The organism is Stenotrophomonas sp. YJH_SMC_32, assembly GCF_059369975.1.
Map to the genome: position 1 here is coordinate 16346 of NZ_JCAFTE010000012.1, position 15145 is coordinate 31490.

The 15145-nt window shown below is 66.7% G+C and carries 12 protein-coding genes; 7 read left to right on the forward strand and 5 right to left on the reverse strand.

The features are described from left to right. The first annotated feature begins 2 nt into the window (after positions 1 to 2). From rnpA to AC5P7S_RS13970, 5 genes are all read left to right on the forward strand, one after another. Complete coding sequence (rnpA, locus tag AC5P7S_RS13950; protein ID WP_072168770.1) at positions 3 to 497, forward strand: ribonuclease P protein component; 495 nt, start codon at positions 3 to 5, stop codon at positions 495 to 497. Beyond that, positions 497 to 2212 (forward strand): membrane protein insertase YidC, encoded by a 1716-nt coding sequence (yidC, locus tag AC5P7S_RS13955; protein ID WP_095378862.1) that lies wholly within the window; start codon positions 497 to 499, stop codon positions 2210 to 2212. The genes rnpA and yidC overlap by 1 nt, the downstream gene beginning before the upstream one ends. A 115-nt stretch (positions 2213 to 2327) precedes the next feature. Beyond that, positions 2328 to 5000, forward strand: a complete 2673-nt coding sequence (locus tag AC5P7S_RS13960) for a polysaccharide deacetylase family protein (protein WP_095378865.1) — start codon at positions 2328 to 2330, stop codon at positions 4998 to 5000. A gap of 3 nt (positions 5001 to 5003) precedes the next feature. Next, positions 5004 to 6353, forward strand: a complete 1350-nt coding sequence (mnmE, locus tag AC5P7S_RS13965; protein WP_095378867.1) for a tRNA uridine-5-carboxymethylaminomethyl(34) synthesis GTPase MnmE — start codon at positions 5004 to 5006, stop codon at positions 6351 to 6353. Between the two features lie 105 nt (positions 6354 to 6458). Next, the gene (locus AC5P7S_RS13970; RefSeq protein ID WP_095378869.1) at positions 6459 to 7565 is read left to right on the forward strand and encodes a glycerophosphodiester phosphodiesterase; all 1107 of its coding nucleotides are present in this window, start codon (positions 6459 to 6461) and stop codon (positions 7563 to 7565) included. A gap of 153 nt (positions 7566 to 7718) precedes the next feature. Here AC5P7S_RS13970 and AC5P7S_RS13975 read toward each other — a convergent pair whose 3' ends face one another. Both AC5P7S_RS13975 and AC5P7S_RS13980 read right to left on the reverse strand, forming a co-directional pair. Beyond that, positions 7719 to 8489: a rhomboid family intramembrane serine protease gene (locus AC5P7S_RS13975; RefSeq protein ID WP_005421226.1), complete on the reverse strand. Its 771-nt coding sequence runs from the start codon at positions 8487 to 8489 to the stop codon at positions 7719 to 7721. A 106-nt stretch (positions 8490 to 8595) separates the two neighbouring features. Then, complete coding sequence (locus AC5P7S_RS13980; protein ID WP_005421228.1) at positions 8596 to 9558, reverse strand: TerC family protein; 963 nt, start codon at positions 9556 to 9558, stop codon at positions 8596 to 8598. Positions 9559 to 9860: 302 nt separating this feature from the next. Here AC5P7S_RS13980 and AC5P7S_RS13985 point away from each other — a divergent pair, with 302 nt between their 5' ends. Beyond that, on the forward strand, positions 9861 to 11030 hold the full coding sequence (locus AC5P7S_RS13985) for a class I SAM-dependent rRNA methyltransferase (RefSeq protein WP_049417152.1): 1170 nt from the start codon (positions 9861 to 9863) through the stop codon (positions 11028 to 11030). 138 nt (positions 11031 to 11168) lie between these two features. After that, on the forward strand, positions 11169 to 12410 hold the full coding sequence (locus AC5P7S_RS13990; protein ID WP_095378871.1) for a dipeptidase: 1242 nt from the start codon (positions 11169 to 11171) through the stop codon (positions 12408 to 12410). 93 nt (positions 12411 to 12503) lie between these two features. On the opposite strand, the gene AC5P7S_RS13995 is transcribed toward AC5P7S_RS13990, so the two are convergent. The 3 genes from AC5P7S_RS13995 to leuE form a co-directional block, all read right to left on the reverse strand. Further along, positions 12504 to 13931: an amino acid permease gene (locus AC5P7S_RS13995; RefSeq protein WP_005421234.1), complete on the reverse strand. Its 1428-nt coding sequence runs from the start codon at positions 13929 to 13931 to the stop codon at positions 12504 to 12506. Positions 13932 to 14095: 164 nt separating this feature from the next. Then, positions 14096 to 14515: a hypothetical protein gene (locus tag AC5P7S_RS14000; protein WP_053496733.1), complete on the reverse strand. Its 420-nt coding sequence runs from the start codon at positions 14513 to 14515 to the stop codon at positions 14096 to 14098. Continuing rightward, positions 14512 to 15141 (reverse strand): leucine efflux protein LeuE, encoded by a 630-nt coding sequence (gene leuE, locus AC5P7S_RS14005; RefSeq protein ID WP_095378873.1) that lies wholly within the window; start codon positions 15139 to 15141, stop codon positions 14512 to 14514. The genes AC5P7S_RS14000 and leuE overlap by 4 nt, the downstream gene beginning before the upstream one ends. Positions 15142 to 15145: the final 4 nt, after the last annotated feature.

Consider the following 15145-nt stretch of genomic DNA (forward strand, 5'->3'; position numbering starts at 1 on the left):
CCATGCCGCACCCTGCGGCAGACGCAATCCCTTCGACAGTGAATACTGCAGACCCGCGCAAGCGATTCCCTCGCTCTGCGCGGGTTCGCACGCGTGCCGAATACTCAACGGTCTTCAACGGCGCCCGCCGTGTGTCCGATCCGCTGATGACCCTGCACTGGCTGCCGGCTGACCGGCCGGCCAGGCTGGGTCTGGCGGTTTCCCGCAAGGTCGATCCGAACGCCGTTGGGCGTAACCGGATCAAGCGCGTCCTGCGCGACATCCTGCGTCAGACACGTACCGATATCCAGCCAGGCGACTTCGTCGTCGTGGCCCGTAGTGCTGCGCGTTCCGCCAGCAACGACGAGATCCGCCAGGCCTTCCTGCGCCTGCTGCGTCGCCTGCGTGCATTGCCCGCGCCGGGCGTGGACGGCACAATGCCGCCGCCTGATGGCATCGCAACTCCTTCTTTGACCGAGCCGGCATCGCGTCCCGGCCCCGCCGAGCCTGTCCGCTGATGAACCAGACCCGCGTATTCCTCATTTTTGCCTGGCTGATGGTGGCCGTGCTGCTGTGGATGGAGTGGAGCCGTGAAAAGGCTGCTCCGACCCCGGCACCGACGACCACGTCGGCCCCGGCTGCCGTACAGAGTGTTCCGGGCGCTGCCTCGGGCAGCATTCCCAGTGCACAGGTCCCGGGCGCCCCGGGCCAGGCTGCTGTGCAGGCGCAGGCCAGTGCCACCCCGGCCAGCCAGCGCGTGACCGTCACCACCGACGTGCTGCGCCTGGTGCTTGATGGTGGCCGCGTGCTCGACGCCGAGCTGCTGCAGTTCCCGCAGACCAAGGACGAAGGCAGCCCGCCGGTTCGCCTGCTGACCGAAGACCCCGCGCATCCGTACAGCGCGATCAGTGGCTGGGCCAGCGAAGACAAGAACACCCCGGTTCCCGGCGCCGACGGCTTCAAGCTGGTCGGTGACACCAAGGACTTCGTGCTGGCCAAGGGCCAGAACGAGCTGCAGATCCCGTTCGTGTGGACTGCCGACAACGGCGTGACCATCAAGCGCACCCTGACTGTCTCGCGCAACGAGTACGCCGTGCGCTTCAAGGACGAAGTCAGCAATGCCGGCGCCGCGCCGTGGAACGGCTACGTCTACCGCACCCTGGACCGCACCCCGACCATCCTGTCGCGGAGCATGACCAACCCGGACTCCTTCAGCTTCAACGGTGCCACCTGGTACGACAACGACAAGAAGTACCAGCGTCGTGCGTTCAAGGACTACCTGGAAGACGGCACGCTCAACCAGAACATCACCGGCGGCTGGCTGGCGATGCTGCAGCACCACTTCTTCACCGCCTGGATCCCGCAGAAGGACCAGACCGCACACTACGTACTGTCGCAGGTGGCCGGTCGTGACCTGATCGAAGCGCGTGGCCCGGCCTTCACCGTGGCCCCGGGCCAGTCCACCAGCACCGAAGCCCGCCTGTGGGTCGGCCCGAAGCTGGTCAACCTGATTGCCAAGGAAGACGTGCCGGGCCTGGACCGCGTGGTCGACTACAGCCGCTTCTCGATGATGGCGGTGATCGGCCAGGGCCTGTTCTGGGTGCTGAACCAGGTACACAAGCTGGTCGGCAACTGGGGCTGGGCGATCGTCGGCCTGGTGGTGCTGCTGAAGCTGGTGCTGTACCCGCTGTCGGCGACCCAGTACAAGAGCGGTGCCAAGATGCGTCGCTTCCAGCCGCGCATCGCGCAGCTCAAGGAACGCTATGGCGATGACCGCCAGAAGTTCCAGACCGCGATGATGGAGCTGTACAAGAAGGAAAAGATCAATCCGATGGGCGGCTGCCTGCCGATCCTCATCCAGATGCCGATCTTCTTCGCCCTGTACTGGGTGCTGGTGGAATCGGTCGAACTGCGCCAGGCACCCTGGTTCGGCTGGATCCAGGACCTGACCGCGCGCGACCCGTACTTCATCCTGCCGGTGATCAACGTGGCAGTGATGTGGTTCACCCAGAAGCTGACCCCGGCACCGGGCATGGACCCGATGCAGCAGAAGATGATGCAGTTCATGCCGCTGGTGTTCGGCGTCATGATGGCCTTCATGCCGTCCGGCCTGGTCCTGTACTGGGTGGTCAACGGCGGCCTGGGCCTGCTGCAGCAGTGGTGGATGACCAAGCGCCATGGCGGCGAGCCGGTCCCGGCCACCACCGCTCCGGCCCCGGTCAAGAAGAAGTAATCGGTAGAGCCGGCCGCTGGCCGGCTGACCCCAGCAAAAGCCCGCCGCAAGGCGGGCTTTTCGCATGCGGCGGTAGAATCGCCGGCACACCGTTCCTCCCACCTTCGAGTCCGCCATGCCGCGTGCGTCGTCGTTCCGCCTGTTCCTGCCCTCGCTGTTGTTGACCCTGGTTGTTGCCGGCTGCGGCGACAAGGACGCGAAGGCGCCGGCGACCACCGTCACCCAGGCGAGCGCGCAGGCTGCGGCCGCCGCCGATCCTGCCGCTGCGCCGTTGCTGGCGGCGCTGCAGAAGCAGCTCGATGGCTACCGCCGGATCATCGTGCTGCTGGCCGACGAGGAGCAGCAGTCGACCGCCGACCGCGGCACCTCCACGCGTGTGGGACAGCAGCTGTTCCACGATGGCCTGGAACAGCGCACGACCATCGCCGCGCAGTTCGACACCCTGCTGCGCGGTTCCAGCCCGCAGCGCTTTGCCACTCTCGGCACGGTGCTGGACTACATCGAGTCTGCGCCGGAACTGTTCGACGCCGATCGCCTGGCCTTCCGTGAAGTGCTGCGTGACCTGCATGAGCGGGTCGGCACCGATTCCTCGCTGCCGGCGGTGAAGCTGCACCAGCGCATCGGTGAGGATCTGGAAGCGCTCGATGAGATCGAGCGCAACTACAACCAGGAACTGACCCGCATCTTCAGCCGCTTCGAGCGCACCCGCGCCATCGAACTGAAGCGCGAGAAGTGGGACGACTACATCGCCCACCTGCACAAGGACTACAGCCGTGAAGCGATCCTGCGCGACTACGGGGTGATCGAGCCGTATCCGATGTCGATGAAGGACAGTGACCGCGAGATCTTCGGCCGAGACCTGCCGGCCAAGACCGTGGTGCTGACCTTCGACGACGGTCCGCACAAGGCCTACACCGATGAAGTGGTGGCCATCCTCAAGCGTTACGACGTGCCGGGCGTGTTCTTCGAAGTGGGCCGCAACCTGGGCAAGGTCGAGGCCGATGGCAAGGTCAGCCTCGGCCCGATGGCGAAGATCAGCCGCAACCTGATGGAACAGGGCTATGCGGTCGGCAACCACAGCCTGACCCACGCCCAGCTGTCGCGCACCACCGGCGACGCCCTGCGCCAGCAGGTGCTGGACACCGACACGCTGCTGAAGGATGTCGACAGCAAGCGCGCGCCGCTGTTCCGCTTCCCGTACGGCGCGCGCAATGCCGAAGGCCTGCAGCTGCTCAACGAAGCCGGGCTGAAGTCGATCATGTGGAACATCGACTCGATGGACTGGGCTGACCCGGTGCCGGAATCGATCGTGCAGCGCGTACTCGACCAGGTGAACAAGGAGCAGCGCGGCATCATCCTGTTCCATGACATCCACGATCGCGCAGTGAAGGCGCTGCCGCAGATCCTCGACCGGCTGATCGCCGAGGGTTACCAGTTTGCCGGCTGGAACGGCCGCGACTTCACCGTGGCCCGTGCGCGCAAGGGTGATGCCGCTGCCGCCACCGTCACCACCGGCTACGAGAAGTCGTGGGCGATCGTGGTCGGCATCGACAACTACGCCAAGTGGCCGAAGCTGGAATACGCCAGCCATGATGCGCAGGCGGTGGCCGATACCCTGACCGGGCAGTTCGGCTTCCCGTCCTCGCAGGTGATCGTGCTGAAGAACGAGCAGGCCACGCGCAACAACATCCTCGCGGCCTTCCACGACCGCCTGGCTGACGATCGCACCGGGAAGAACGACCGCGTGTTCGTATTCTTCGCTGGCCACGGCGCGACCCGCCAGCTCGCCTCCGGGCGCGACCTCGGCTACATCATCCCGGTCGATTCGGATCCGAAGGAATTCGCCACCGACGCGATTGCGATGACCGACATCCAGAACATCGCCGAAAGCATGCAGGCCAAGCATGTGATGTTCGTGATGGATGCCTGCTACAGCGGCCTGGGCCTGACCCGTGGCGGCCCGTCGTCGTCGTCGTTCCTGCGCGAGAACGCACGTCGCAGCGCGCGGCAGATGCTGACCGCCGGCGGCGCCGACCAGCAGGTGGCCGATGCCGGCCCCAACGGCCACTCGGTGTTCACCTGGGTGCTGCTGCAGGCGCTGGCTGGCAAGGGCGATCTCAACGGCGATGGCCTGATCACCGGTACCGAGCTGGCCGCCTACGTGGCGCCGGCCGTCTCAGCCGTTTCGCACCAGACCCCGGCCTTCGGCAGCCTGCCCGGTTCGCAGGGCGGCGAGTTCGTGTTCCAGGTGCCAGACAGCCAGGAATTCCTCAATGCCGATACGCGCCAGCTGACCGCCGATGCGATCGCGCTGAACAACAAGGTGGAGGCCGCCAGCGAGGCCAAGGGCAGCCAGGCACCGGTGACGGTGGCTGACCTGCAGGGCGGCAAGGCCAAGCTGGTAGTGCCCTCCGCCGGACCGGCGTCCGACCGCCAGCGCGCGCAGCAGGCCAACGACCGTGGCCTGCAGCTGTACCGCGAGAAGCAGTACGACGAGGCAGCCGCGCAGTTCACCGAAGCGCTGAAGCTGCGTCCGGACTTTGCCCAGGCCGCCAACAACCTCGGCTTCGTCTACTACCGCCAGCAGCGCTATGTCGAAGCGGCGCGCTGGCTGGAGAACACACTGAAGATCGATCCCTCGCGCGCGGTGGCCTATCTCAACCTGGGCGATGCCTACTTCAACGCAGGCGACAAGGCGAAGGCGAAGCAGGCCTACACGACCTACCTGGCGCTGCAGCCGCAGGGCAGTGGTGCCGCGCAGGCACGCGCGCAGCTGGAGAAACTCTGAACCATGAACGACGCGATCCGTACCGACACCATCGTGGCCATCGCCAGCGCTCCGGGCGCTGGCGGTGTCGGCCTTCTGCGCCTGTCCGGTTCGCGCGCTGCGGCGATCGCCCGCGCGCTGGGTGCGCCTGCACTGCGCCCGCGCCATGCACACTATGCGCGCCTGCGCGACGCCGATGGCGACGTCATCGACGATGGCATCGTTCTGTGGTTCCCGGCGCCGAACAGCTTCACAGGCGAAGAGGTGGTGGAACTGCAGGGGCACGGCAGCCCGGTACTGCTGCAGCAACTGGTCGCGCGCTGCATTGCGCTCGGTGCGCGCCAGGCGCGGCCGGGTGAGTTCAGCGAACGCGCGTTCCTCAACGGCAAGCTCGACCTGGCCCAGGCCGAGGCCATCGCCGACCTGATCGCGGCCGGCGACAACCGCGCCGCACGCGCCGCGCGACGTTCGCTGGATGGTGTGTTCTCGCGGCGCATCGACGCCGTGGTCGAGCAGTTGGTGCTGTTGCGCATCCACGTGGAAGCAGCCATCGACTTCGCCGACGAACCGCTGGATACCCTCGGCGGTGCGCAGGTGCGGCGTGGGCTGGAGCAGGCGCGCAGTGATCTGGCCCTGCTGCGCCGCGACGCCGAACGCGGCCGTCGCCTGCGCGATGGCCTGCACGCGGTGCTGATCGGTCCGCCGAACGCCGGCAAGAGTTCACTGCTCAATGCGCTGGCCGGCAGCGAGCGCGCCATCGTTACCGACATCGCCGGCACCACCCGCGACACGCTGCGCGAGACCATCCGCCTGGATGGCCTGGAGCTGACCCTGGTCGACACCGCCGGCCTGCGCGACGGTGGCGATGCCATCGAACGCGAAGGCATGCGCCGCGCGCACGTGGAAATCGAGCGCACCGACCTGGCGCTGATCGTGCTGGATGCGCGCGATCCGGCGGCCGGGCAGGCGGCGCTGGGTGATGCCGTGGCAGCGGTGCCGCACAAGATCTACATCCACAACAAGTCGGACCTGCTCGGTGTGCTGCCGGCGCTGGACGACCCGGACCGCGTGTTCGTTTCGGCAGCCACCGGCGCCGGGCTGGACGACCTGCATGCGCGCCTGCGTTCGATTGCCTCGGCCGGGGCAGGGGAGCAGGTGGATGGCGAGTTCTCCGCGCGCACGCGCCATGTGGACGCGATCGAGCGAGCGCAGGAACACGCGCAGCGCGCCGATTGCGAACTGGCGCATGAGCACCTGGAACTGGCCGCCGAGGAATTGCGGCTGGCCCATGACGCACTGGGCGAGATCACCGGGCAGATGAGTGCGGATGATCTGCTGGGAAGGATCTTCTCGAGCTTCTGCATCGGCAAGTAACTGCAGAGCCGAGCCCGTGCTCGGCTCTACAGGTGCAGGCTTCCCCCACCTGTCACATTGCCGCCGCATACTGACAGCCATCACATACCACTTGGGGAAGTCGCAGTGAAGTCGTGGGGTTGTGCGTTGCTGTTGTCGCTGGCCGTGGCACCATCGGTAGCCATGAGTGCTGAATCCTCCACCCCGGCCGCACCCAAGGTGTCGGTCTACGGCCATCGCGGGGCAAGCGCACTGCTGCCCGAGCACACCCTGGCCTCGTATGCACAGGCCATCGCCGATGGCGCCGACTACATCGAACCGGACCTGGTGATGACCAAGGACGGGGTGATGGTGGCCCGCCACGAGAACGAGATCGGCGGCACCACCGACGTCGCTTCGCATCCAGAGTTCGCCAGCCGCCGCACCAGCAAGGTGATCGATGGTCAGAAGGTCGACGGCTGGTTCACCGAAGACTTCACACTGGCCGAGCTGAAGACCCTCTATGCGCGCGAGCGCCTGCCGGAACTGCGCAGCACCGCCTACGACGGGCAGTTCCGCATCGCCAGCCTGGACGAGATCCTGGCCTTCCTGGTGCAGCAGGCCGGGCGTGCCAACCGCGGCATCGGCCTGGTGCCGGAGATCAAGCACCCGACCTACTTCCAGTCCATCGGCCTGCCGATGGAAGACATGCTGCTGGCCGCACTGCGTGGCAACGCGTACACCAATGTCGGGCCGGTCACCATCCAGTCGTTCGAGACCGCCAACCTGCGCTACCTGCGCGGCAGGATCGGCCGGGGCAGCAACATCCGGCTGCTGCAGCTGCTGTGGAAGGGCGATACCCAGCCGGCTGACATCGCCAAGGCCGGCGGCGCGCTGACCTATGCGCAGATGATGGCCCCGGCCGGCCTGAAGGACATTGCCGGCTACGCCGATGGCATCGGCCCCGAGCTGCGTTCGATCATTCCACTGGATGCCAAGGGCGCGCTGGGCACGCCGACCTCGCTGGTACGTGATGCGCATGCCGCTGGCCTGATGGTGATTCCGTACACCTTCCGCCCGGAAAACCACTTCCAGCCCAGCAACCTGCGCAAGGGTGCCGACAGCGCGCGCAATGCCGAGGGATCGATCGCCGAGATGCGGGCTTACCTGGCGACGGGCATCGATGCGTTCTTCACCGATGACCCGGCGCTCGGCCGGCAAGCGGTGGATGGGATGGGCGCGGCGGGGAACTGAGCGATCCACGCGCCGGGCATGGCCCGGCGCTACCCGGGGGCCGGTGTGCTCTGGTAGGTGCCAACCTTGGTTGGCACACAACAACCGCGCCGACCAAGGTCGGCCACTACCGATTCATGACGTTGCCGGCCAGCGGCCGGCACCACCCTCACCTCAACCGCGCGGTTCGTCCGGGCGGCGGAACGGGATCACCACGTAGTCCTGGCCCTCGCGCGGCTGCCACAGTACCGGCACGCGCTGCGGTGACGGCGGCTCCAGTTCGTCGTCGGACAGCGGCTCGGCCTCGTCTTCTTCGTCTTCCCAGCTGTAGCGCTGGCGCGGTGGCAGTGGGTCGGCGTTGCGGAACAGCAGCGCGGCGATGATGCCGGCGAAGGCGCCGCCCATGTGCGACTGCCAGGACACACCATCGGCGTGCGGCAGGATGGTCATCAGCATGCCGCCGTAGAACAGCATGCCGATCAGACCGGTGGCGATCGCCGCACGGTCGCGGCGCAGCAGGCCGAGGCTGGCCAGCAGGAACATCAGGCCGTGGGTCACGCCACTGGCGCCCAGGTGCACGCTGCCCGGATTGCCCAGCATCCACGCGCCGAGGCCCGAACCCAGCCACAGCAGGGGCAGCGCGCGTACGGTGGCCTTCGGATACACGCTGCCGGCCAGCGTGCCGAGGATCAGGATGGCGATGCTGTTGGCGGCGATATGCTCGACCGAGGCATGCAGCATCGGGCCGCCGATCAGGCCGAGCAGGCCCTTGGCTTCCAGCGGTGCGACCGCCCACGGTCGCCAGTCGAACGTGCCCTGCAGGGCGAACACGGCCACCAGCACCAGCACGGCGGCCAGGCTGACATTGAACGCCCGCAGGATGCGCGAGCGATCATTGCGGGGGGGCGGCACGTCGCCGGCGGGCAGGGGCGCGTTGTTGTCCATACCTCAGCAATGGCGGTGACTGGCGCGAAACCAAGGCCACCGTAACGGGAGAGTGGAGGCGGCCGGCGGGACAATCCCACCGGCCGCGCCGTTCAATGGATCAGGCTCAGGCCTGGCCTTCGCCTTCCTTCGGCGGGTACTTCAGGCTCAGCACCACGGTGGCGGCGATGATCACCGCGACCACGCCCAGCGACACCGGGGTCGGGATCTTGAACAGGTCGATGATCATCATCTTGATGCCGATGAAGGCCAACACCAGCGCCAGGCCGTACGGCAGCAGGTGGAAGCGGTCGGCCATGCCGGCCAGCAGGAAGAACATCGCACGCAGGCCCAGCACCGCGAACACGTTGGAGGTGAGCACGATGAACGGGTCAGTGGTGATCGCGAAGATCGCCGGGATGCTGTCCACGGCGAAGATCACGTCGGTGACCGCGATCAGGATCAGCACGGCGAACAGCGGGGTGAACCAGCGCACGCCATCACGCTTCACGCTCAGCGCGTTGCCGGCGTAGTCCGGCAGCAGGCGCAGGTGCTTGCGCATCCAGCGCAGGGCCGGGTTGGTCTCCAGGTCCGGCTCCTGGCCGGCGGCGAACCACATCTTCCAACCGGTGAACAGCAGGAAGGCGCCGAACACGTAGAGCAGCCAATGGAACTGGCTGATCAGCACGCTACCGGCGAAGATCATGATCGTACGCAGCACGATCGCACCCAGGATGCCGATGATCAGCACCTTCTGGCGCTGCTCTTCCGGCACCGCGAAGTAGCTCATGATCATCAGGAAGACAAAGATGTTGTCGACCGCCAGCGCCTTTTCGACCAGATAACCGGTCAGGAACTCGAGGCCGACCTTGTTGGCCACGACCTGGCCGGCGGTCTCATTCAGGTAGTACCAGAGGCCGGCGTTGAACAGCAGGGCCAGCGCGACCCAGCCGATGGACCACCACAGGGCCTCCTTGAAGGTGACCTTGTGCGGTCCACCATGGCGCATCAACACGAGGTCGACCAGCAGGGCGATGACCACCACCGCTGCGAAGCCGCCCCACAACCACACGTTACCGATCGTCTGCATTGGGAATGTCCGTTGGAAAGATGAATGCCAGGCCGGACGGCGAGGATCTGCAACGGAGGATCGGGAGGGGATCCAGGGACAGAGCTTCGCCAGTACGGCGAAGGTCTCGCTCGCAGTTCCAGTCGGCTGGAACTGCCGTTGCACCGGAGCCTGCGGGCTCGAAATGACGGCGACAACGTCTGGGAGCTACTCCCCTTCTGGCGCCGATTCTGCCGTCTGGCCGGGCCGCCGTCAAATGCCCCTGCACTGGGGTCGGAGCCCCTGCGGGGATCCGACCCCGGCGCCCGGTTTACAATGGGTGGATGAATACCCCCCTTCCGATTGTCCGCCTCAAGAATGCGTGGCGCTCCAGCCACCCGTGGATCTTCCAGAAACTGGTCGAGAAGCCGACCGTCCGGCCCAAGCCCGGTTCCATCGTCGACGTGGTCGGCATCGATGGCGAGTTCATTGGCCGCGGGTTCTACAACGGGCACTCGCGCATTGCCGTGCGCATCCTTGAAACCGACCAGAACGTACCGGTGGATGCCGGCTGGTTCTCGCGCAAGATCGCCCAGGCAGTGTCGCTGCGCCGTGAGGTGCTCAAGCTCGACGCGGTGTCCGACGCCTGGCGTGTCGTGCACAGCGAAGGTGACGGCCTGTCCGGCCTGGTGGTCGACCGCTACGGCGACCTGGTGGTGGTCGAGTTCTTCGCCGCCGGCATGTTCCGCCACCGCGAATGGATCTACGATGCGCTGCGCGAGCAGTTCCCGGGCTGCCGCTTCCACAGCTTCGCCGACGAGCACGTGCAGAAGCAGGAAAGCTTCGACTTCCACGGCAACACCACCACCGAAGCGTCGGTGATCACCGAGTACGGCATCAAGTTCCGCGCCGACCCGGCCGGTGCGCACAAGACCGGTTTCTTCGCCGACCAGCGCGAGAACCGTGAGTGGCTGAGCCAGCAGGTGGAAGGCAAGAGCGTGCTCGACCTGTGCTGCAACACCGGCGGTTTTGCCGTGTACGCGGCGGCGCGTGGTGCTTCGGAAGTGATCGGCATCGACATCGACGAGGACGTGATCCAGATCGCCAAGGGCAATTCGCGCCTGAACAACGTGCGTCCGAAGTTCATCCAGTCCGACATCTTCCCGTGGCTGCGCGACGCCGCCAACCGCGGTGAGCAGTACGACGTGGTGATCCTGGACCCGGCGAAGATGACCCGCGACCGCGACCAGGTCATCACCGCACTGAAGAAGTACCTGGACATGAACAAGCTGGCGCTGGGCGTGGTCAAGCCGGGCGGCCTGTTCGCCACCTTCTCCTGCACCGGCCTGGTGGCCGAGGACCAGTTCCTCGACATGCTGCGCCGCGCGGCCTATTTCTCCGGCCGCACGATCCAGATCCTGAAGGTGGCCGGCGCTGGTCCGGACCATCCGTTCATGGCCCACGTGCAGGAATCGCGTTACCTCAAGGCCGTGTTCTGCCGCGTGGTGGACTGACCGCGGGATGCTGTAGAGCCGAGCCCATGCTCGGCTGATCTGCCTGACAGCCTCAAGATCCGCCGGGCGCGGCCCGGCTCTACAAATCCGAGGGCCGCAGCGCTATGGTCGGGCTCTTCCCAATGCCGGTGAGAGCCCATGCCATCGTTGCGTCGTCTGTCCGTTGTGCTTGCCCTGGCGCTGAGCGCGCCGCTGTCGGCCCATGCCATCGAGTTCAGTGCGCAGGAACTGGCCCGCGCCAAATCCCTGCAGCAACGCCTGGTCACGCTCGACAGCCACCTGGATACGCCGGCCAACTTTGGTCGCAGCGGTTTCGACATCGAGCAACGCCACGACCGCAACGCCCTTTCGCAGGTCGACTACCCGCGCATGGTCGAAGGCGCGCTGGACGGCGGTTTCTGGGCGATCTACACCGACCAGGGCGACCGCACCGCTACCGCCCATCTGGCCGAGCGTGACCACGGCCTGCAGCGACTGATGGAAATCCGTGAGATGCTGGCGGCCAATCCCGAGCGCTTCGCGCTGGCACTGACCGCCGATGACGCAGCGCGGATCAAGGCTGCCGGCAAGCGCGTGGTCTACATCAGCATGGAAAATGCCAGCCCGCTGGTGGCTGACCCCAGCCTGCTGTCGTTCTACCACCGCGCCGGCCTGCGCCTGCTCAGCACCGTGCACTTCGCCAACAACGAGTTCGCCGATTCGGCCACCGATCCCAAGGGCGCGGAATGGAAAGGGCTTAGCCCGGCCGGCAAGGAACTGGTACGGGAGGCGGTGAAGCTGGGCATCGTGATCGACCAGTCACACGCCTCGGACGCGGTGTTCGACGACCTGCTGGCAATGATGCCGGTGCCGTTCGTGCTGTCGCACAGCTCGGCCAAGGCGGTCTATGACCATCCGCGCAATCTCGACGATGCGCGCCTGCGCAGACTGGCCAAGGCCGGTGGCGTGATCCAGGTGAACGCCTATGGCGGCTACCTGATCGATACGGCGAAGACGCCCGAGCGCAAGCAGGCCGAGGAAGCGCTGAGCAAGCAGCTGGGCGGCTGGGAACGCATGGGCATCGAGCAGGGTGTTGCGCTGCTGAAGGCCGAGCAGGCGCTGGACCACGAGCACCCGGTGCGCCACGCCAGCCTGGACGACTTCTTCGCCCACTTCGAGCACATCCTCACGGTGGTCGGCCCGGAACATGTGGGCATCGGCCTGGACTGGGATGGTGGTGGCGGACTGAGTGACCTGCCCGATGTCAGCCAGCTGCCGAAGATCACCGCGTGGCTGCTGCGCAAGGGCTATACCGAGAAGCAGATTGCCGGCATCTGGGGCGGCAACCTGCTGCGGGTGATGCGCCAGGCGCAGGATTACGCTGCAAAGCAGGGCGGTTGAAGCGCCCTGCGGTAGTGCCGGCCGCTGGCCGGCATTGCTCGTATCAACAGGATGCGAGGTGCCGGCCAGCGCCCGGCACTACCGGCGAGCCGGTTACTTCGCGATCAGTGCGTGGCGGCGGCTGTACAGGAAGTACAACACCAGGCCGACCACGTTCCACAGCAGGAAGTACAGCTGAGTGGTGTGCGGCAGGCTGATGAACAGGTAGATGCAGCCCAGTGCGGCCAGCGGGCCGACCACGAAAGCCACCGGCGTGCGGAAGGTGCGCTCGCGGTTCGGCTCGCGCAGGCGCAGCACCACCAGACAGATGCCCACCGCAGTGAACGCGGCCAGGGTACCGGCATTGGCCAGCGCCGCGATCTCGTCCAGGCGCGCCACACCAGCCAGCGCCGACACCACCACCGCAGTGAACAGTGTGGTCGCCACCGGCGTGCCGGTGCGTGCGTTGACCTTGGACAGGCCACGCGGCAGCAGGCCATCGCGGCTCATCACAAAGAAGATGCGGCTCTGGCCGTACAGGAAGGCCAGCAGCACCGTCGGCAGGGCGATGATCGCGATCACGCCGATCACCATTGCCGCGGTCGGATGGCCCAGCTGGCGCATGATCAGCGCCAGCGGCTCGGCGCTGTGGCCGAACACCGCGTAGCTCATCGCACCGACGGCCGCCAGCGCCACCAGCACGTAGACGATGGTGCAGCCGATCATCGAACCGATGATGCCGATCGACAGGTCGCGGCCCGGGTTCTTGGTCTCCTCGGCGGCGGTGGAGATCGCATCGAAGCCGTAGAAGGCGAAGAAGATGATGGCTGCCGCCGCCATCACGCCGTGCTCGACGCCATCGGGGCCCATCGACTTGGCAAAGCCGTACGGCATGAACGGCTGCAGATTGGCGCTGTCGAAGGCGGGCAGGGCCACGGCGACGAAGATCGCCAGCGCGATCAGCTTGAACACCACCAGGATCGCATTGAGCGTGGCGCTTTCCTTGGTGCCGGCCATCAGCATGCCGGCCACCAGCCAGGTGATGATGATCGCCGGCAGGTTGATCATTCCGCCTTCCACGTGCGGGCCGGCTGCCAGCCAGGCCGGCAGGTGTACGTTCCAGCCGAACTGGGTGTGGACCCATTCGAGGAAGCCGACGAAGTAGCCGGACCAGCCCACCGCCACCGTACTCACCACCAGCGAGTACTCCAGGATCAAGCTCCAGCCCACCACCCAGGCAAACACCTCGCCCAGCGCGCTGTAGCTGTAGGTGTAGGCACTGCCGGCGGCCGGCATCATCGTCGACAGCTCAGCGTAGGACAGCGCCGCACAGGCGCAGACCGCACCGGCGATGGCGAAGGAGATCAGCACGGCCGGGCCGGCCAGGTTGGCACCCACGCCGATCAGCGTGTAGATGCCGGTACCGACGATGGCACCGATGCCCAGCGCGATCAGGTGCGGCCAGCTGAGCGTCGGGATCAGACGCCTGCCGGCTTCGTGGACGGTGACGGAATCTAGGGACTTGCGCCGGAACAGGGACATGCAGGCCTCGGAAGGGGTGACTAAGAACGACAAGTTCCCGAGTGTGACCGAACGCAGCGCAGCATTACCACTGACGCGGGTCATACCCGACGCGCCGCGCGCTGCACCGCGATCAGGCTGCCGGAATCGGCATAAAGCAGGCCGGACCCCCGCGCCGGGCGACGTCAGGGCATGGCGGGCCAGTGGCAGCCGTCTTCCTGCCAGGCCTCGACGTCGTCGTGAAAAGAGCTCCTGCGCCCGTCACGGGCACGCTCATAGCGCAGGTCCAGCACCAGCGCGCCCTGGGTACTCAACAGGTAGCGGCCGTTGAGGCGGCCATCGATGCGCTCTTCCCAGACGCTGTCGAACTGGTACGGGCGATCTTCGGCCAGCACCGTGCTTTGCATCGAGATCCGGCGCAGGGGCAGGCGCTTGCGCTGGCCGGCGTAGCGCACGTCGGACTGTCCGTCCTCCAGCCAGCGCCATTCCAGGTGGATGCTGCCGTTGCGACCGCCGGTCAGGCAGCGATGGTCCTGTACGGTGGCGCCAGAGGCGGTGCCGGCGAACAGCAGAGCCAGGCCGAGCAGCGGCAGCCGCCCGTTCATCCGTTCAGCCCCAACCGGATGCCAAACCCCACCAGGAACAGGCCGGCCACGCGGCGCAGCGCGTCGCTGATCCGCGGGTGCTGGATCAGCCGGCGACGGGCCAGGTTGCCCACGCCGATCAGCATCGAGCAGTAGGCGATGCTGACCACCAGGATGATGCCGGCCAGCGCCGCGAAGGTGGCGATGCCCTGGTGTGCCTTGGGATCGATGAACAACGGCAGGAAGGCCATGTAGAACAGGATCGCCTTCGGGTTGAGCAGGCTGACCAGGATCGCCTGCTGGAAGTAGCGGCCCGGCTGCATGCGGATCGGGCCGGCATCACCGCCCTCGTGCTTCGGTGTGCGCAGCAGGCCGATGCCGACCCACACCAGGTAGCCCGCACCCAGGTACTGCACGGCGTGGAACACCAGCGGGTTGGCCTTGAGCAACGCGGCCACGCCGGCCAGCGCCAGCCACATCAGGATCTGGTCGCCGACCAGCAGGCCGGCCAGTGCGGTGTAGCCGCCGCGCACACCGCCACGGCCGGTGGCGGTCAGCAGGGTGAAGGTACCGGGACCGGGCAGGGCGAGAAACACCAGCACGGCGACCAGAAACGTCCACAGGTCCTGGATGCCCATCCACGGCATGGCG